Here is a 17,158-nt window from a genome sequence, read left to right on the forward strand (position 1 = left end):
TTTTTTGAGTGGGTGCGGTCTAGCGATGAATGTCGAACAATTCGAATTGCTTGTGACGCGCGTGATGCCGTATGGCAAGTACAAAGGGCGCGTGATCGCCGATCTGCCGGGGCACTACCTCAACTGGTTCGCGCGCGAAGGATTTCCGCCCGGCGAAATCGGGCGGCTGCTCGCGTTGATGCATGAAATCGATCACAACGGCCTGAAGAGTTTGCTGGAGCCGTTGAGGAAGAAGTGAGCGGCGTTTGTGCGTGTGACGGGCGTGGGATCGTTCGAAGTTCGATGCCCTGCATCGAATGCGATGGGTTCGAAAACAGGAACGCCAAAACAAAAACGGCACCGCGATTTTCGCCGTGCCGTTTCTCTGTGCTGCTGAATTCTTTGGGGTGGCTGATGGGACTCGAACCCACGACGACAGGAATCACAATCCTGGACTCTACCAACTGAGCTACAGCCACCACTGCCCTACACCTTCGCCGCTTGCCGCAGAATGCCGCTCAGCAACGAAGAAGCGAGATTATACAAACACGAATCGCATTTGCAAAGCCCTTTATTCAAACATTTCGCTGGGCTCGCGCAAATGCTGTCGCGCCTCGTCGAAAATCGCAAGATCACGCGCAGCCAGCTTTTTGCTGTCCGATAACACGCGCCGCCATCCGCGCGAACCCGCGACGCCGCGATACAACCCCAGCGCGTGACGCACGATCGCGCCGGGGTACGTGCCGCGCGCGAGTTCGGCGCGGCAGTACTCGATCAGCTTCGCTTCCGCTTCCTCGCGTGTCGGCGCGGGTTGCGTCGAGCCGTAGAAACGCGCGTCGACATCCGCGAGCACGTACGGATTGTGATACGCCTCACGCCCGAGCATCACGCCATCGACGTGCTGTAGATGCGCATCGACTTCATCGAGCGTCTTGATACCGCCGTTGATGATGATCTCCAGTTGCGGAAAGTCCCGCTTCAACCGATACGCGTAGTCGTATTTTAGCGGCGGAATCTCACGATTCTCTTTCGGGCTCAGACCTTTGAGGATCGCATTGCGCGCGTGCACGATGAACACTTCACAGCCCGCCTCGGCGATCGTGCCGACGAAGTCGCGCACGAACGCGTAATCCTCCACAGCATCGACGCCGATCCGGTGCTTCACCGTCACGGGCACGGACACCACATCACGCATCGCTTTCACGCAATCGGCGACGAGCTGCGGCTCGTTCATCAGACACGCGCCGAACGCGCCGCGCTGCACGCGCTCCGATGGGCAGCCGCAATTCAGATTGATTTCGTCGTAGCCCCATTGCTCGCCGAGCTTCGCCGAGCGCGCCAGATCGTCAGGCTCGCTGCCGCCGAGTTGCAGCGCCACGGGCGCCTCGTCGGCCATAAACGCCAGATGCCGCTCGACGTCGCCGTGAATCAGCGCGCCCGTCGTCACCATCTCCGTGTACAGCCAGGTGTGCCGCGACAGCGTGCGGTGAAACGAGCGGCAGTGGCGATCGGTCCAGTCCATCATCGGCGCGACGGACACGCGGCGGGGACTGGCAGTGGGCTTGGAAGACATGGGCAAAAGACAGAAGGAAAACGACGAAGGAAACGCGAAGGCAAGAACGCGACGACAACCGCGTAAAAACCAGGGCCGACGCGCAAGAACCAAACCGTTCATTTTACCGCAAGCCGGCCGTGCGCCCCTCGTTCCGCGTCGCAACAATCTTGGAAGCCCCTGATTTACATGAGGTTTTCCCAGGCGGCCGGAGCCGCTTATCAGGGCGCATACACGTGAAATCCCCGCTGGACGGGCGTCTCAGCATTGTTTCCGATCGAAGAATAGTAATTTCAAATTATCGGTACAAAGAATCGATAGTAGGGGTATACACTGCTTCCATCGACGTTGCGAACAGATCAAGCACCACGCAACGTCTTACTGAATCAAATATCACGGAGAGTTCACCATGAAGACCAAGCTTATCGCCGCAGTTCTGATCGCTGCTTCCGCCACGCTGGCTGCTCCCGCTTTCGCAAGCGGCTACGGTCCGGCTCCGCACTACAACCCGACGGTCGGCGCGCCGGCTTCGCAGCAAGGCCAGAGCGCACAGACGCTGGCAGCGGAACAGGCACAGCAAGCCAACGTCGCGTATGGCGGCGTGCAAAACGGTTCGTCGCAAGGCGGCAAGCATGAGCCGCAGACGGGCCCGGGCTCGGTGTTCTTCGGCCATTAAGCCGAAGCTGGACCGGCAGCAGGTTTCGTAGCAGGCAGTACCACGCAGTACAGTAGTACGCAGTTCTGGCAGTACCCGGTAGTGTTGAAATGCAGTTCCAGAAGTGGCAGTACCGCAGTCGAAGCAGTCAAGAAGTGCAAGAAGTGCAAGAAGTGCCGTTGATGGTGCAGTTCGAAGTACCACGCAGTTGCCGTACCCCTTGGTTGCCGTACCCTGTAGTACCACGCAGTCTGTTGTTGCAGGTGCAGTCCAGCCGGATGTTCCCCACGGAGCATCCGGCTTTGTTTTTGCGCGATCAACGTAACGCCTGGGATGACGCCTGGGCTTATCCGCCGGCAGCAAGCAGTTCGTTGTTGATCGCTTCGCGCGCCGCCTGGAAGCCTGCTTCGGCGGCGGCGTGCTCCGTCGGCCAGAAGCGGTCGATATGCACGAGCCGCCAGTCCAGCAGCACCGCTTCGCCCTTGAGCACGCGGAAATGCGCCTTCACGCCCGTCAGCACCTGCTCGACGGCGACCTCCATATCGAAGTCCTTGTAGCGTTCCTGGTAGTCGCCCATGTCGATGCCTTTCGGCTCCATCGCGCCTCCCTCTTTCCGCAGTATCCGCAGTGTCGTTTAGCACCCGCGCTCAGTCGCAATCGCCGGACAGGTACTTTCTGCCGTCGCAGGTGATTTCGACACCCGCTCCCTTCGACGATTTCGCCACCAGCCCCGCTCCCAGCAATTCCTTCTCGACGACGGGCTCGACGGCAGGCGGCGCCTGACCCGTCCCGACATCGTTCAGTTGCCGCAAGGTATCGATTGCATCCGTACTCAGGGATTTCGTCATCGCAGCCTCCGCACGCGCTGGCGGCGCACCGCCCGCCCGGCGATGCGCCCTTCGGCGCTCAAGCCATTGCTCAATCCATGCTAGCACTTCCAGCCGGGATTGCCGGATGCACGGCGCCGGCGGGAAACGGAGGCAAAGGGTCCATACGGCATCCAAGACCCGCGCAAATACGCAGAATTTCCGCGCAAGGACGCGGTCTACAAGAGAACGGCATACGCCGCGCGCCGGCTGGCACGCGGCGTCGCAATGGAGCCAGAAGAAACAAGCATGGAGAACGCGATGATTCACACGATCAACACGCTCACGCCATTCGGGCGCAACGCATTGGCGCGAATCGGCGCGGCCGCTTTGCTCGCAGCGTCCGCGGGCGTTGCGGGGACGGCGCTCGCGCAGAGCGCGGCGTCCGAATCCAGCGCGCCGATGGTGAAGCCCCCGCCCCCGGCAGCGTCGGGCACCGCGAGCGCGACCAATCCCGACAACATGCCTGTCAAGAAGCCGCGCAAGCCGACCAACGACAAGATGATGCACAACCCGCCCGCCAGCGCGACGAACGCGAAATAGCGCAGCGCGCGTCGCCGGCGAGGAAAGCGTGGACGGCACGCGTCGCCCGGCGCCGCTCCAGGCATACGCCGCGCCGCTCACACGCTCGCGCGCTCACAGCCTGGCGAGCGACACCTCCGTCGACTTCACGAGCGCGACGACTTCGGCGCCGACCTTCAGTTCGAGTTCGTCGATCGAGCGCGTCGTGATCACCGATGTGACGACGCCGAACGGCGTGTCGACATCGACTTCCGACACGACGGGTCCCCGGATGATCTCCTTCACTTTGCCTTTGAACTGGTTACGTACGTTGATGGCGGAAATGCTCATATCGGATGACTCCGTGAGTGGGTAAAGAGGTTCCGGCAGCAGGCTCACACCGCCCAGCGGACGTCGCGCGGATGCACGCTGACCGCTTCGCTGATCGCGCTCGCATCGATTGCCGGCGGCTCATGCGGCGCGCGCGTTTTCATCACGCGCTGCAAGACGCGCTCTTCGAGCGTCGCGAAGGCCGCCGACGCCCTTTCGCGCGGACGCGCGAGCGGCACCCGCTGATCGAGCGCGATCCTGCCGTCTTCGATCAGCAGAATACGGTCGCCGAGCGCGACAGCCTCCTGCACGTCGTGCGTGACGAGCAGCGCGGTGAAGCGATGCTCGCGCCACAGCCGTTCGATCAGCGCGTGCATTTCGATGCGCGTCAACGCGTCGAGCGCGCCGAGCGGCTCGTCGAGCAGCAGCAGTTGCGGCCGATGCACGAGCGCGCGCGCCAGCGCGACGCGTTGCCGCTGGCCGCCCGACAGCTGCGCGGGCCAGTCGTTCGCGCGCTCGAGCAGACCGACTTCGGCGAGCACCGCGCGCGCAGCGTCGCGCGATGAACGGCCAAGACCCAGCATCACGTTCTGCAGCACCGTCTTCCATGGCAACAGACGCGCATCCTGAAACATGATCCGCGTGTCGAACGGCTGCGAGCCGTCCGCGCGTTTGTCGAGCGTGCCCGCGCTCGGCGCTTCGAGACCGGCGATCAGCCGCAGCAACGTCGACTTGCCGCAGCCGCTGCGCCCGACGATCGACACGAAGCTGCCACGTTCGATCGACAGATCGAAGTCCGCGAGCACCGCGCGCTCGCCATAGTGCTTGCCGACGCCGCGCAATTCGACGGACGCATCGATCGCGTCGCGCGCGGTCTTGCGCAACGCGAACGCGTCGGCGCCGCGCGAACGGTCTGTCGCGTCGTGCAGCGAATTCGCATCGCGCCCGACAGTATCGATAGCGGCACTCGCTGTTTCATTCGGTCCGCGTTCATGCGCGCGCGGCTGCTGTCGTTGCGCGTCGAGATCGGCGTGCGCGCCGCCGCCGAACGATGCTGGCAATATGCGTGCGCTCATGCTTTCGCTCCTTGCTGATAGGCGGGATGCCAGCGCAGCGACACGCGCTCGAGCCCTTTTGCGAGCATGTCGGCGAGCTTGCCGAGCGCCGCGTACAGCAGAATGCCCACCACGACCACGTCCGTTTGTAGAAACTCGCGCGCGTTCATCGTCATGTAGCCGATGCCCGATTGCGCGGAGATCGTCTCCGCGACGATCAGCGTCACCCACATCAACCCGAACGCGAAGCGCACGCCAACGAGAATCGACGGCAGCGCGCCCGGCAGGATCACGTCGCGATACAGCGCGAATCCCTCCACGCCGTAGCTGCGCGCCATTTCGATCAGATTGGCGTCGACGGAACGAATGCCGTGGTACGTATTCACGTAGATCGGGAAGAACACGCCGAGCGCGACGAGAAACACCTTTGCCTCTTCCTCGATGCCGAACCAGAGGATCACGAGCGGAATCATCGCGAGCGCAGGGATGTTGCGGATCATCTGCACCGTCGTGTCGAGCGCGATATCGATGGGCTTGAAGAGACCCGTCGCGAGCCCGAGCACGAAGCCGATGCCGCCGCCGATTGCGAATCCCGACACCGCGCGCCACGTGCTCACCTTGACGTCGGCCCACATCTCGCCCGACTCGATCAGCGACCATGCGGCCTTCACGACGGCGAGCGGCTCGGGCAGCACGCGCGTCGACAGCACGCCGCTGCGCGCGGCGAGTTCCCATGCGATGAGAATGACGAGCGGCACGATCCACGGCGCCGCCTTGTGCGCGAGCCGCGCGAATGCGGGGCTCGCGATGTCCTTGCCAAAAACAGTCGGCATAAACGACTCCCTTGCGCGGACGATGCGTTCGTTTCACGCATCGCCCGAACGTGTCAGATCAGTTTTAGCTTTGCGCCGCCTTCGGCACATAGTTGTTGCCGACGATCTCGCCGAACGGCCCCGACAGCGGACCGCTCGCGCTCGCGCGCTGGCGGCCCGGCAGCAGCGGGAACACGAGTTCGGCGAAGCGGTACGACTCTTCGAGATGCGGATAGCCGGACAGGATGAACGTCTCGATGCCGAGGTCCGCGTATTCCCGCATGCGCGCGGCGACCTGCTCCGGGCCGCCGACGAGCGCCGTGCCCGCGCCGCCGCGCACGAGGCCCACGCCCGCCCACAGGTTCGGATAGACCTCGAGTTCCTTGCGCGTGCCGCGCTTGCCGCCGTGCAACGCGGCCATGCGGCGCTGGCCCTCGGAATCCATCTTCGCGAACGATGCCTGCGCGCGTGCGATCGTGTCGTCGTCGAGCTTGCTGATGAGCTTGTCCGCGGCGGCCCACGCTTCGTCTTCCGTCTCGCGCACGATCACATGCAGACGGATGCCGAATCTGATCTTGCGGCCATGTTGTTCGGCGCGCGCGCGAATGTCCGCGATCTTCTTCGCGACGGCTTCGGGCGGCTCGCCCCAGGTCAGATACGTGTCGATGTGCTCGCCCGCCATCTCGTGCGCAGCCGGCGACGATCCACCGAACCACAGCGGCGGATGCGGATTCTGCACGGGCGGATACAGCAGCTTTCCGCCCTTCGACTTCAGATGCTTGCCGATGAAATCGATCGCCTCACCGCCATGCGCGCTCGTCAGCAGGCCGCGCCAGATGCGCAGGAATTCGTCGGTGATTTCGTAGCGCGTGTCGTGATCGACGAAGAGCCCATCGCCTTCGAGCTCGGCGGCATCGCCGCCCGTCACGACGTTGATCAGCAGACGCCCGCCCGACAGCCGGTCGAAAGTCGCCGCCATGCGCGCCGACAATCCCGGCGATGCGATGCCCGGCCGGATCGCGACCAGAAACTTGAGCCGCTGCGTGACGGGAATCAGGCTCGACGCGACGACCCATGCGTCTTCGCACGAACGGCCCGTCGGCAGCAGCACGCCCTCGTAGCCGAGCGTATCGGCGGCGACGGCGATCTGCCGGAAGTAGTCGTAGCCGGCCGCGCGCGCGCCTTGCGACGTGCCGAGATAGCGGCTGTCGCCGTGAGTCGGAATGAACCAGAACACATTCATGGGCTGCTCCTGCGTTTGTTCGAGTTAATGTCAGTCGATGCCGGATGGCCGGTCGGTCGCGTCGCCCGCCGGCTTTCGCGCTCGCGTGACCGCGTGGCCGCGTTTCGAACAGACGTGACTGCGCGTTGCCGCGCGCGAGGCGGCGCATCGAACCGAACGGGAAAACGGATAAGACCGCGTGAAGAAATAACCGCGCAAGCGCGCGTCAACGGCGACAGCGCGGCGGCCTGCGCGCGACGCATGGATCGCGTGCCGCGCACGAAGCGGCTGGGCACGCGCGAATCGGCATCGGATCGGACATCGCGACAGCTTCTCTCATGTGAATCACGTGGAACGCGCGCGCAACGCGCGGCGTGTTAATCCGCCGGCAGTGCGTGCGTTTTGCGCACGCTGCAGCCGTCTGCATGGAAAAAGAGTCTATGGATCGCGCGCTTTCTTTTGAACGATTTTTTTGAGCTTAGGTTTTCCACTTTCGTGATTTACCTGAGGCTGCAGCATACGTCGCGCGCGCATCGTCGACGCATGTTCGGCGCATGCGGGCACCAAAACAGCAGCGCGCCGCCGATATAATGGCGCTCGATCCCGATCAACCTGTGCGGGCGTAGCGCTTGTCGTCGACGCCCGGCGACTCACGCTGTCAAGCATGCAAAAAATCATCCTGCCGTTCGTGTCGGGCTTTCTCGCGTCGCTGTTCTTTCACGAGTCGACGCTCGCGCTTCTGCACGCAGCCGGCCTCATCGACCCGACAGGGTTTTCGACGGCGCCGTTCGCTCCCATCGGCCTTCCCGAATTCATCGCGAACGCGATCTGGAGTTCCGTGTGGGCCGTTCTGATGGCGTGGCTGCTGCGCGTGTCGCCGGAACGCCCGGCGCCGTGGATTCCCGCATTCGTGTTCGGCGGGATCGTGCTGACGGCGGCGACCGTGTTCGTCGTCGATCCCATTCGCGGCATCTGGCCGACGGGAAACATGCTGCCGCGCCTCGCGCTCGGCTTCGCATCGAATGCGATGTGGGGATGGGGCGCGCTCGTGTTCATGCGCGCCTTCATGACGGCCGAGGACTGAGACCACGGCGTTTTTCTTCGGGCCTGCGTTTTTCTTCGGGCCTGTGTTTTTCGTCAGGCCCGCGTTGACCTCAGCCCTGCAGATCGCGCAACGGATGTTCGCGCGCGGGCCACGGGCTTTCGAACATCTTCTCGACGTCCGCGCGCGTCACGTCTTCGACACGCGCAAAGCGCCAGTCCGGCTTGTTGTCCTTGTCGATGATGCGCGCGCGGATGCCTTCCGGCGCGTCGCCGCGTTCGAACGACGAGCGCGTCAGATCCAGATCGCGCCGCAGACATTCGGCCATCGTCCCTTCGGCGCGCGTCACCACTTCGAGCGAAACGGCCATCGACAGCGGCGAGCGCTCGCGCAGCACGGCTGCCGTCTGCTCGGCCCAGTCGGCGCCCGCGCAATCGCTTTCGAGATCGAGCGAGCGGACGATCTGCGCGACGTCGCGCAACGCAAAGTGCCTGTCGATCAACGCGCGCGCGTCGGCGAGCGGGGAGACGTCGGGCAACGGCACGACCTTGTGGGACTGTGCCTCGCGCTCCACGCACGCAACGACGTCCGCGCCCTGCTCGAAGCGCTGCGTCTTGAGCCGGTCGATCAGCGCGGGGATCGCATCGTCGGGCAGATAGGCGTCGGCGAGACCGGCGTAGAGCGCATCGGCGGCGCCGATCGTCTCGCCCGTCACGGCCAGATAGCGGCCGATCGCGCCCGGCGTGCGCGCGAGAAACCAGCCCACGCCGACGTCCGGGAAAAGACCGATGCGCGTCTCGGGCATCGCCATGCGCGTCGACGAGGTCACGACGCGTAGGCCGCCCGTGCGATGCGCGCCTTGCGAAATGCCCATTCCGCCGCCCATCACGACGCCGTTCATGAACGCGATATAGGGCTTCGTGTACGCAAAGATCGCGTGATCGAGCCGGTATTCGTCGATAAAGAAGGTATCGACGGCTTCTTGGTCGCCGTTCCGGAACGACTCATACAAGAAGCGGATGTCGCCGCCCGCGCAGAACGCGCGCTCGCTCGTGCTGCGCACGACGACGGCGAGCACGCCGGGATCGTCGCGCCATTGATCGAGCGCCGCGTGCATCGCGCGCATCATGCCGAGCGACAGCGCGTTGAGCGCCTTCGGCCGGTTCAGTTCGATGAAGCCAATGCGGTTGGCGACATAGGCGACGAGTTCGTCGGAGGCGCTGCGCGATTCGGATGTCGACATGGTTCGTACGAAAGGCGGTTGAATGGACGTGGGGCCAACACGTTAGCACGCGGGCGAGTTCTTCAGCGACAGCGACGGTCGTGCCCAGGCGTTAGCGGACGGTACTACGCGGCCCTGATTTTCGCCGAAGCCGAGCGGCGTGCTTTCGAAGCTTTCGATGCCTTCGATGCTTCTGACGCATTCGCGTCGCCGGCTGCGTTTTCCGCGCCGCTCGCCTCTGCGTCACCGGATGCGTCCGTCTGCCGCGCGCCGAACCACGCGACGAGCGCCGCGTCCACCACGGCATCGAGCGGCGCGCGCGGAAACACGGGGCAAGTCAGATGCAACGCGACGATCCCATGCATCGTGGCCCACAGCGCTTCCGCGCAGACCTGACTGTCGGGCGCGCCGGGCAGATGCCCTTGCGCCTTGAGCGCATCGATCGACTCGACCATCAGACGAAACGCGGTATCGCCGGCATCTTCATCAGACGCACCGGCGCCGCCTTCGGACCCGCCAGCACCGCCAACCAGCGCGGCGCCCGTGTACGACGGATCTTCCATGAAGATCAGCCGGTACGTCTGCGGATGCGCGACGCCGAACGCGACATACGCGCGCCCGATCGCGCGCAGACGCTCGGCGGGATCGGCGATCGGGATAAGCGGCTCGAAGGTGGCCAGCAACTGCGCGTAACCCTCCGCGCACAGCGCATGCGCGATCGCGTCGCGGCTTTCGAAGTGCAGATACAGCGTGGCGGGCGAATATTCGATCGCCTCGGCGATCTTGCGCATCGACAACGCGCCAAACCCCTCGCGCATGACGATGCGCCGCGCGGCATCGAGGATGCGCTCGCGCAGTTCCAGCTTTTGACGTGTCTTTCTTTCGACGATTCCCATACAGGCAATTTTCGGGTTGACAAACTGAAAAGTCAAATTAAACTGAACACCGTTCACTGAACACTGTTCATCAAATTTCTTGCGCTCAGCGCGGCGCTGTTTTTGACGGTGCCGATGCCGACGGGCGCGTTTTGCGGGAGTCGTCATGGACCATGCAGCACAGATCGGCCTTTTCGGCGCCGCGGGCGCCGCCGGACAAAGCATCGCTCATGCGCTGAGCGCGGCGGGCCGCCGCTATCGCGCGATCGGACGCGGTCGCGCGGCGCTGCAAGCGTCGTTCGGTGACGATCCCCTCGCGGAAATCGTCACCTGGAATCCCGACGATCCCGATTCTGTCGCGTCGGCGGCGGCGGGATTGCAGACGGCCGTGTATCTCGTCGGCGTGCCCTATCACCAGTTCGAGAAGCATCCGCTGCTGATGCAAAAGACGCTCGACGGCCTGCGCAAAGCCGGCGTGCAGCGGCTGATCCTGATCGGCACCGTCTATCCGTACGGCCGGCCACGCAGCCGGCCCGTCACGGAATCGCATCCGCGCGAGCCGCACACGTTCAAGGGCAAGATGCGGCTCGCGCAGGAAAATCTCGTCATCGACGCGCATGGACGCGATGGGCTCGAAACGCTCGTCTTACGCTTGCCCGATTTCTACGGACCAGGCGTCGAGCGCAGCTTTCTGCACGGCGTATTCGAAGGCGCGGCGCTCGGCAAGCGCGCGCAGATGATCGGCCCCATCGACGTGCCGCACGAATTCGTATTCATGCCGGACGTCGGGCCCGTCGTCGAACGGCTGTCGCGCGCGCCGGAGGCGTTCGGCCGCGTGCTGCATCTGGCGGGCGCGGGCACGATCACGCAGCGCGAAATCGCCGAACGCGCGTATGCGCTCGCGCAACGCGAGCCCGAGCTGATGGTCGCGGGCAAGACGATGCTGCGCGTGCTGGGCCTTTTCAATCCGATGCTGCGGGAGCTGGTGGAAATGCACTACCTGCTGACGGATCCTGTCGTTCTCGACGATACGGCGCTGACCACGCTGATCGGTCCGGTCAGAAAGACGTCGTACGAAGCAGGCATCGCGCAGTCTTTTGCTGCTGCACAACACGCTGCACGACAGGCTGCGCAGCGCGCGGAGGCGAAGCAGCCCGCATAACAGGTGTGAACCGCGCGCGGACGAAGTACGAAACAAGCGGGAAAGATCACGCGTCTGGAACTCAGCAAACGAGACGTGCTTACGCGCCCGCCAGATTGCCCGGCGGAAAGTGGCCGCTCTTGAGCAGAACGGGCGTGCCGTTGCTGATCAGCAGATGCTCGCGGGCGACGGCTTCGATATGCGCGCGGCCGGCGTCGAACGCGCGCCGCCATCCTTCCGTATCGTTCGATTTGGCGCCGAAATGATCTTCGAGCGCTTCGACGGAAATCGCGCACGGTACCCGCTCACCATCGACGAGCGCCGGAAACACCAGCGTCAGGTTGAAGTCGCGGTAATCGGGTGCGTCCGCGGGGAAACGAATCTCCATGGTGACCTCATCGGGAAAATTCGGCGGAAAAGGCCTGCGGCCGCATCAGCGCGAATGGCGCGAGATTGCGCACGGCTGGCCAGGTCAGCGGGCTTTATGGTACTCGTAGCGGCATACGGCGGTCCAGCGCCGGCCGCGCTGCGAGCTGCGGGCTATATAGCTTGCGGGTTTGCGCACCGGCGAATGCGCGTCTTGGCCTCCACGCATGCGCACTGCGCGCGATCATGCGCGACCTGCGCCGCATCGGCCGTTGCCCGCGTGTGCTCAATGCCCGTCGAGCAACCTGTCGACGTAGGCGCGGCCCGCCTGTTCGACGAAAGCGAGCGCCTCGTCTTCCGTCGAGAAACGATGCTCGTCGCCGATTTCGACGAGCGTTTCCATGCGGTGCGAATCATCGGGTCCGCGCTCGGACAGGCTGACCGCCCCGACGTACAGGCCCTCACGCTCGCCCGCGCGCCGCGCCTGCTCGTGCGGCGGCACGAGACGCGCCGACGCACTGATGTAATAACCCCGGTAAGGGCCGCTGACCCTCTCAGCCATACTCGCCTCTCGTTCTGTCAGTTACGGTTTCGTTGGATCCAAAGCACGGGGCACGCCGCGTGCGATACACAGTAAGTCCTTCCGTCGCGCGATAAGTTCTACGGCCGGCTCGGGCGCATTCCGCCGCGCCGCTCAGTGCGCGCGCTCGCGCACTTTCGGACGCGACGGCGGTCGAACGCGCTCCACGGACACAACGCCTAGCCGACGCGCCAGCAACGCGAATGCAACGGAAGGCGTCCGCAATTTCCGGACGAGCACCGACGATATGGGAAAATATTTTCTTCGAGACAGCGAAATCGCCGAGCCAGACGCAGCCAATGCATGGTTTGCGTACGCGGAAAGTCATGGCATCGACATTCCGAAGGCGATCAGCATCTGGGAAGACGCCGCCACAGAGGAAGGCGCCGGGAGCCGGCGCCTCGTCGAGCAGGCGGGCATCCGCATCGACGTGTCCGAGCCGTGACACCGCAGCTTGAGACCCCAAGCCTGATGCGCATATCAGGGCGCGCCTTGCCGCCATCGGCGCTCGCCTGCGGGCCTGCCCTCTCCTCGACGAAGGTTTGCACCGGCCCTGCCACGACATAGCGGCCGCGCATCGACCGTCTTGCGGCGCTTCGCTCACTCCCTATTTCTTGAAGGAAATCACAATGAAGTCGAAGTCGACTGCCGTTCTGTCCCACGCGAAGCCACTTGCCACCCTGCCTGCCGCCGCACTGGCCGCATTGGCCGTGCTTGGAATCGCGAGCCTCGGTGGATGCGCGTCGTCCAACAACACGACGCTGATCAACCTGCCCAACGGCGAAAGCGGCTTCGCGGTCAACTGCAGCGGCGCGGACGCGGCGTCGAGCTGGGCATCGTGCTATGTGCAGGCAGGCAAGGCGTGCGGGGCGACGGGCTACGACATCGTGTCGAAAGACACCGACGAAGGCGGCACGGCGGGCGGCGGCATCACGAACGTGGTGTCGGCGAACGTGAAGAACCGGTCGATGGTGATTCGCTGCAAGTAATCAAGCCTGCTCACCCGTTGCGCCCACTTTCGCTTGGGGAAACGGCTCGTCGACAGAGGTAACGTGGGCTGCCGCACAGGCAGACGCGGCAACGTGGGCGGGCGCACAAACGGCGCGCGAATCCAGACGGCACAATCGGTCCGGCGAACCTGATTTTCCGGCGGCGAACCGCTGACGCCAGCACAGTCCGTAAAGAAGCCTTGGGGCGTCGAACCGCCCGCGCTCTGCGTTCGATGCGGCTTCGAATCGCTGGGCCGCAATCGAGGCCAACGCACAGACGACGCCCTTGCCGTAAGAGGAACCCGCTTCGGGGCCATTTTACGCGAAATCGACACGAGCACAGCGCGGCCGCCATCCCGCGACGCATAGGAGAACCACCGTGATCACCGGAACGCCTGCCGCCAAGCCTGACGCTCTGGTTCGGGGAAGCGATCCGATCCTGTGGTTCGCCGGCATCCTGGTGTTCGCGTATGCCGTCGCCGTGCTCTCGGGGCCCATCGTCGCGGGTCACGATATGTATCTCTCGTTCTCGCACGTCGAGACCTGGACCACTGCGATGCGCGCCGGCGATTTCATGTCCGTATGGACGCCGGCGCATGCGAACGGATTCGGCTCGCCTCTGCCGTTTTTCTATCACAAGCTCTTCAACCTGGTCGCCGCAGCACTGACGATCGCCACCGGCGATATCGTCGCCGGCTTCAGGCTCGCGATCCTGCTGTTTTCGGGCGTGATGTTTCAGGGCGTCTATCGCTGCACGGCGCTTCTCGGCGCATCGCGTCAAACGCGCGTCGTGACGGCCGTGGCGTGCACGATGTCGCCGTATGCGCTCATCTGCATCGTCGAGCGCGGCGCGGCCGCCGAGTATTCGGCGATGGCGCTCGTGCCGCTATGCGCCGCGTACGCCGCCGAACTGATCCTTCGGCGCCCGAAGCCCTGGCTCGGCGTGAAGCTGTTCGTTGTGCTGTGCCTGCTCGCGCTCGCGCATATCGTCACATTCGCGGTGACGGCGGGCCTGCTTGCGGCATTCGCATTGGCGCTACTGAAGTCTTCCCGACGGCGGGCGCTCATTCTTCTCACGGCGAGCGCCGGCGCGCTGATGTTGTTCGTCATCCTGATCTACGTGCCGTTCCTCGTGTGGGGAAACTACTTCAGCCCGACTCAGGCGCGCCTGCACGGCCTGCCCGCCGATAACGCCGTGCCGTTGATCCGGGTCCTGTCGCCCAATCCCGCGTCGTGGTTCGGCTGGCCTGTGCTCGCGCTGCTCGCTGCGCTCGGGTTTCTGTTGCGTCACAGGAAGGACAAACGCGCGAAAGCCCCGCTCGTGACGGGCCTGACGGCTCTCGCGTTGATCCTGCTGACCACGCGCATGAGCGCGCCGATGTGGCGGCTCTCGGCGCAGTTGGACTTCGTCCAGTTTCCGTGGCGTCTGCTTTCGATCGCGACGCCGTTGATCTTCGCCACCTTCGCGGGCACCGTCGAACGGCTGCCTGCCAGCCTGAAGCGACACACGCTGTTCGCGATCCTCGGTTTGAGCGTCATACACGCCGCCGGAATGCTTTACTGGGTGCACGGCGTGTTCACAACCATTCCGTCAGCCGAACTACGCCAGTCGAGCCCATCGACGGGCCCCGGCCCCGACGCCGGCGGCGAGTACTTTCCCGCGCGATACCGCGATGCGCTCGCCGCAACGCCCGATATCCTCGCGACGGGTGCCGCATCGGTGCTGCCGGCGCGGCGCGCGTTCGCGGACAGCACGGGCGGATGCACGCTGAACTCGCCCGCCAACGTCGCTTATGTTCAGCGTCTTCAGATCGCCGTGACCTGCACGTCGGCGGGCACGGCTCGCATCAACCAGTTCGACACGCCGTTCCTCGAAACGTGGATGACGAGCAATGACAATGACAAAGGCGGCGCAATGCGCGTGCGCCGGATCGAAGGCGGGCCGATGATCGAATTCGCGCTGCCGCCCGGTGACTGGACACTGCACGTGCGGCAACGCAGCTATCTGGAACTCGTCGGCCTCGCGTGGCGGCAGAAGATCGAATACGACAGCCGCAAGTGACATGGCAGAGCGCGTCGGCCAGCGACCCGCGCGTGCCTTCGGCGAATCACCCGTCAAGCGCGGCCCGATTGCCCTTTCTGGCGAAAGGTCCAGACGGAGTTGATCGAAAAGGTCGCGACGAGCACGACACCCGTGGCGACCACCTGCGCGATGAGGTAGTTGATCCCGAGGTCGACAGCCAGCCACTTCATCACCAGACCATTGATCAACATGCCGAAGCATGCCGTTGCGGCGAACTTGGGAAGCGTGATGATGATGGGGTCGCGCGTGGAAAAGGTGTATCGGCGATTCAGTTCGTAGTTGACGACGGCGCCCACAACGGCCCCACTCACCGAGCCGCCGACGGGCCCCGTCAGGCCCGAGGCCACGAGCAAGACGAGCGTGCAATATTGCGCAGCCGTACCGACCGCGCCGACACCCGCATAACGGATCAGGCGCGTCGCGAGGGGCACCCGATGCTTTTGGCGCGCGTCAGAGTCGTCAGACATTGGGCGCGCTGCTCGCCTGGTAGCGGTCCTTGATCAGATACACGGGACGCTTTTTCGATTCGACATAGATGCGGCCGATGTACTCGCCCAGTACGCCGATGCCGATCAACTGCACGCCGCCCAACATCAGCACGACGGTCAACATCGATGCATAGCCGGGTACGGCGACGCCGAGAATCAACGTCCGCGTGACGAGGAACGCCGCGTACATAAACGCGAAAGCCGCGACCGCGCAGCCGACGTACGTCCACACACGCAGCGGCAGCGTACTGAAACTCGTGAATCCTTCGAGCGCGAAATTCCACAGTTTCCATCCGGAGAACTTCGACTCGCCCGCCGCGCGCGGCTCGCGCACGTAATCGATGACGGCCGTCTTGTAGCCGACCCATGCGAAGAGGCCCTTCATGAAGCGCCGTGTTTCCGGCAGCTTTCTGAGCGCGTTGGCCACGTCGCGCGTGATCAAACGGAAATCGCCGACGTTCTCGGGAATCTGCGTATCGCAAACGGCGTTGTGCATCCGATAGAACATCGAGGCCGTCCGGCGCTTCAGGTACGAATCGGAATCGCGGTTGCCGCGCCTCGCCAGCACGACGTCATAGCCTTCGCGCCATTTGTCCACCAGTTGCCCGATCACACGCGGCGGGTCTTGCAGATCGGCATCGAACGGCACCAGCACATCGCCCAGCGCCTCATCGAGCCCGGCCGAAAGCGCGGCTTCCTTGCCGAAGTTGCGCGTCAGATCGATCACGCGGATACGACGGTCGAGATCGGCGCGCGCTTGCAGCATCGCGAGCGTATCGTCGCGGCTGCCGTCGTTCACGCAGACGATCTCGAACGTGATTCCGTCGATGGATTCGAGAACGGGAATGGTGGCGGCGAAGAAGTGATCCATCACCGCTTCTTCGTTGTAGAACGGCACGACCAGCGACAGCAAAGCCGTGGTGCGCGCTTTCGCCGACGAGGCGTCCGCTGCCGGCGCGGCGTCTAATGAACTGCCCGACGCATGGGGACCCAGTTCATCCGCATCCATCTCGCGCCGTAAAGGCGCGTCGAACTGTTCGCGGCCGATATAGTTCATGGTTCATTCCCCGACAAAAGGCATGGCAGCCGCGGTTGCTCGCGTACGTGGACCCGGTGCTCGCGCATGGCCGCGTCGAAGGCATTTGGCTTGGGCCATTGGCCTGGACCATTGGCTTGGGCATTTGGCTTGGGCCATTGGCCTGGACCGTTCGGATCTGGGCCATCTGGGTTTGGGCCATTGGTTTGAGCCATTTATGCCTGGGAAACAATGTAATGCCGTTCGGACCCTGCGTTTGTTCGCCACCCCACTTTCCGCGCGCGCGAATGCCGTGGACGAAATGCCGCCAGCGTGCCGCGATGCCTCAATCGCTCGCGCTCCGTTCGCCGTCGAACGATCCGTT

The 17,158-nt window shown here is 64.2% G+C and carries 21 protein-coding genes and 1 tRNA gene; 8 read left to right on the forward strand and 14 right to left on the reverse strand.

The genetic code is table 11. The annotated features are described in order from the left end of the window. The first annotated feature begins 25 nt into the window (after positions 1-25). On the forward strand, positions 26-238 hold the full coding sequence (locus tag AABE10_RS18300; RefSeq protein WP_087735861.1) for a DUF3820 family protein: 213 nt from the start codon (positions 26-28) through the stop codon (positions 236-238). A 144-nt stretch (positions 239-382) separates the two neighbouring features. Here the strand turns inward: AABE10_RS18300 and AABE10_RS18305 are convergent. Next, a tRNA-His gene (locus AABE10_RS18305) sits at positions 383-458 on the reverse strand. A gap of 92 nt (positions 459-550) precedes the next feature. Further along, a complete protein-coding gene (gene dusA, locus AABE10_RS18310) occupies positions 551-1,552 on the reverse strand; it encodes a tRNA dihydrouridine(20/20a) synthase DusA (RefSeq protein WP_342934673.1) in 1,002 nt (333 codons plus the stop codon). Positions 1,553-1,940: 388 nt separating this feature from the next. Here dusA and AABE10_RS18315 point away from each other — a divergent pair, with 388 nt between their 5' ends. Further along, positions 1,941-2,207: a hypothetical protein gene (locus AABE10_RS18315; RefSeq protein ID WP_342934674.1), complete on the forward strand. Its 267-nt coding sequence runs from the start codon at positions 1,941-1,943 to the stop codon at positions 2,205-2,207. 325 nt (positions 2,208-2,532) lie between these two features. On the opposite strand, the gene AABE10_RS18320 is transcribed toward AABE10_RS18315, so the two are convergent. Then, positions 2,533-2,784 carry a hypothetical protein gene (locus AABE10_RS18320; protein ID WP_342934675.1) on the reverse strand — a complete coding sequence of 84 codons (252 nt, stop codon included), beginning with the start codon at positions 2,782-2,784 and terminating at the stop codon, positions 2,533-2,535. Positions 2,785-2,833: 49 nt separating this feature from the next. Continuing rightward, positions 2,834-3,034 (reverse strand): hypothetical protein, encoded by a 201-nt coding sequence (locus AABE10_RS18325; protein ID WP_342934676.1) that lies wholly within the window; start codon positions 3,032-3,034, stop codon positions 2,834-2,836. Positions 3,035-3,313: 279 nt separating this feature from the next. On the opposite strand from AABE10_RS18325, the gene AABE10_RS18330 reads away from it, so the two are divergent. Beyond that, positions 3,314-3,595: a hypothetical protein gene (locus AABE10_RS18330; RefSeq protein WP_342934677.1), complete on the forward strand. Its 282-nt coding sequence runs from the start codon at positions 3,314-3,316 to the stop codon at positions 3,593-3,595. A 93-nt stretch (positions 3,596-3,688) separates the two neighbouring features. Here AABE10_RS18330 and AABE10_RS18335 read toward each other — a convergent pair whose 3' ends face one another. From AABE10_RS18335 to ssuD, 4 genes are all read right to left on the reverse strand, one after another. Next, the gene (locus tag AABE10_RS18335) at positions 3,689-3,904 is read right to left on the reverse strand and encodes a TOBE domain-containing protein (protein ID WP_087739191.1); all 216 of its coding nucleotides are present in this window, start codon (positions 3,902-3,904) and stop codon (positions 3,689-3,691) included. 44 nt (positions 3,905-3,948) lie between these two features. Then, a complete protein-coding gene (locus tag AABE10_RS18340; protein WP_342934678.1) occupies positions 3,949-4,959 on the reverse strand; it encodes an ATP-binding cassette domain-containing protein in 1,011 nt (336 codons plus the stop codon). After that, positions 4,956-5,771, reverse strand: coding sequence for an aliphatic sulfonate ABC transporter permease SsuC (gene ssuC / locus AABE10_RS18345; protein ID WP_342934679.1), 816 nt, complete (start codon positions 5,769-5,771; stop codon positions 4,956-4,958). The genes AABE10_RS18340 and ssuC overlap by 4 nt, the downstream gene beginning before the upstream one ends. A gap of 64 nt (positions 5,772-5,835) precedes the next feature. Next, complete coding sequence (gene ssuD, locus AABE10_RS18350) at positions 5,836-6,993, reverse strand: FMNH2-dependent alkanesulfonate monooxygenase (RefSeq protein ID WP_342934680.1); 1,158 nt, start codon at positions 6,991-6,993, stop codon at positions 5,836-5,838. Positions 6,994-7,636: 643 nt separating this feature from the next. Between ssuD and AABE10_RS18355 the strand changes: the two genes are divergently transcribed. Then, entirely contained in the window at positions 7,637-8,056 is a 420-nt protein-coding gene (locus AABE10_RS18355; RefSeq protein WP_087739215.1) for a hypothetical protein, read from the forward strand. A gap of 70 nt (positions 8,057-8,126) precedes the next feature. Here the strand turns inward: AABE10_RS18355 and AABE10_RS18360 are convergent, their stop codons facing one another. Next, a complete protein-coding gene (locus tag AABE10_RS18360) occupies positions 8,127-9,257 on the reverse strand; it encodes an enoyl-CoA hydratase/isomerase family protein (RefSeq protein ID WP_342934681.1) in 1,131 nt (376 codons plus the stop codon). 104 nt (positions 9,258-9,361) lie between these two features. Then, positions 9,362-10,132 carry a TetR/AcrR family transcriptional regulator gene (locus tag AABE10_RS18365; protein ID WP_342934682.1) on the reverse strand — a complete coding sequence of 257 codons (771 nt, stop codon included), beginning with the start codon at positions 10,130-10,132 and terminating at the stop codon, positions 9,362-9,364. 145 nt (positions 10,133-10,277) lie between these two features. Here AABE10_RS18365 and AABE10_RS18370 point away from each other — a divergent pair, with 145 nt between their 5' ends. Further along, positions 10,278-11,273 carry an NAD-dependent epimerase/dehydratase family protein gene (locus AABE10_RS18370; RefSeq protein ID WP_342934683.1) on the forward strand — a complete coding sequence of 332 codons (996 nt, stop codon included), beginning with the start codon at positions 10,278-10,280 and terminating at the stop codon, positions 11,271-11,273. Between the two features lie 79 nt (positions 11,274-11,352). Here AABE10_RS18370 and AABE10_RS18375 read toward each other — a convergent pair whose 3' ends face one another. Further along, a complete protein-coding gene (locus tag AABE10_RS18375) occupies positions 11,353-11,640 on the reverse strand; it encodes a DUF1488 domain-containing protein (RefSeq protein ID WP_152759691.1) in 288 nt (95 codons plus the stop codon). Positions 11,641-11,904: 264 nt separating this feature from the next. Further along, entirely contained in the window at positions 11,905-12,180 is a 276-nt protein-coding gene (locus tag AABE10_RS18380; RefSeq protein ID WP_342934684.1) for a hypothetical protein, read from the reverse strand. 265 nt (positions 12,181-12,445) lie between these two features. Here AABE10_RS18380 and AABE10_RS18385 point away from each other — a divergent pair, with 265 nt between their 5' ends. The 3 genes from AABE10_RS18385 (at position 12,446) to AABE10_RS18395 (ending at position 15,249) form a co-directional block, all read left to right on the forward strand. After that, a complete protein-coding gene (locus tag AABE10_RS18385; protein WP_342934685.1) occupies positions 12,446-12,643 on the forward strand; it encodes a hypothetical protein in 198 nt (65 codons plus the stop codon). A gap of 184 nt (positions 12,644-12,827) precedes the next feature. Beyond that, on the forward strand, positions 12,828-13,187 hold the full coding sequence (locus AABE10_RS18390) for a hypothetical protein (protein WP_342934686.1): 360 nt from the start codon (positions 12,828-12,830) through the stop codon (positions 13,185-13,187). Positions 13,188-13,566: 379 nt separating this feature from the next. Further along, positions 13,567-15,249 (forward strand): 6-pyruvoyl-tetrahydropterin synthase-related protein, encoded by a 1,683-nt coding sequence (locus tag AABE10_RS18395; protein ID WP_342934687.1) that lies wholly within the window; start codon positions 13,567-13,569, stop codon positions 15,247-15,249. A 53-nt stretch (positions 15,250-15,302) separates the two neighbouring features. Here the strand turns inward: AABE10_RS18395 and AABE10_RS18400 are convergent, their stop codons facing one another. Together AABE10_RS18400 and AABE10_RS18405 are read right to left on the reverse strand one after the other, a co-directional pair. Continuing rightward, a complete protein-coding gene (locus tag AABE10_RS18400; RefSeq protein ID WP_342934688.1) occupies positions 15,303-15,737 on the reverse strand; it encodes a GtrA family protein in 435 nt (144 codons plus the stop codon). After that, positions 15,730-16,815, reverse strand: a complete 1,086-nt coding sequence (locus tag AABE10_RS18405) for a glycosyltransferase family 2 protein (protein ID WP_342934689.1) — start codon at positions 16,813-16,815, stop codon at positions 15,730-15,732. Before AABE10_RS18405 ends, AABE10_RS18400 begins: the two co-directional genes overlap by 8 nt. Positions 16,816-17,158 lie beyond the last annotated feature (343 nt).

The sequence above is a fragment of the Paraburkholderia diazotrophica genome (assembly GCF_038900755.1).
Taxonomy (GTDB): domain Bacteria; phylum Pseudomonadota; class Gammaproteobacteria; order Burkholderiales; family Burkholderiaceae; genus Paraburkholderia; species Paraburkholderia diazotrophica_A.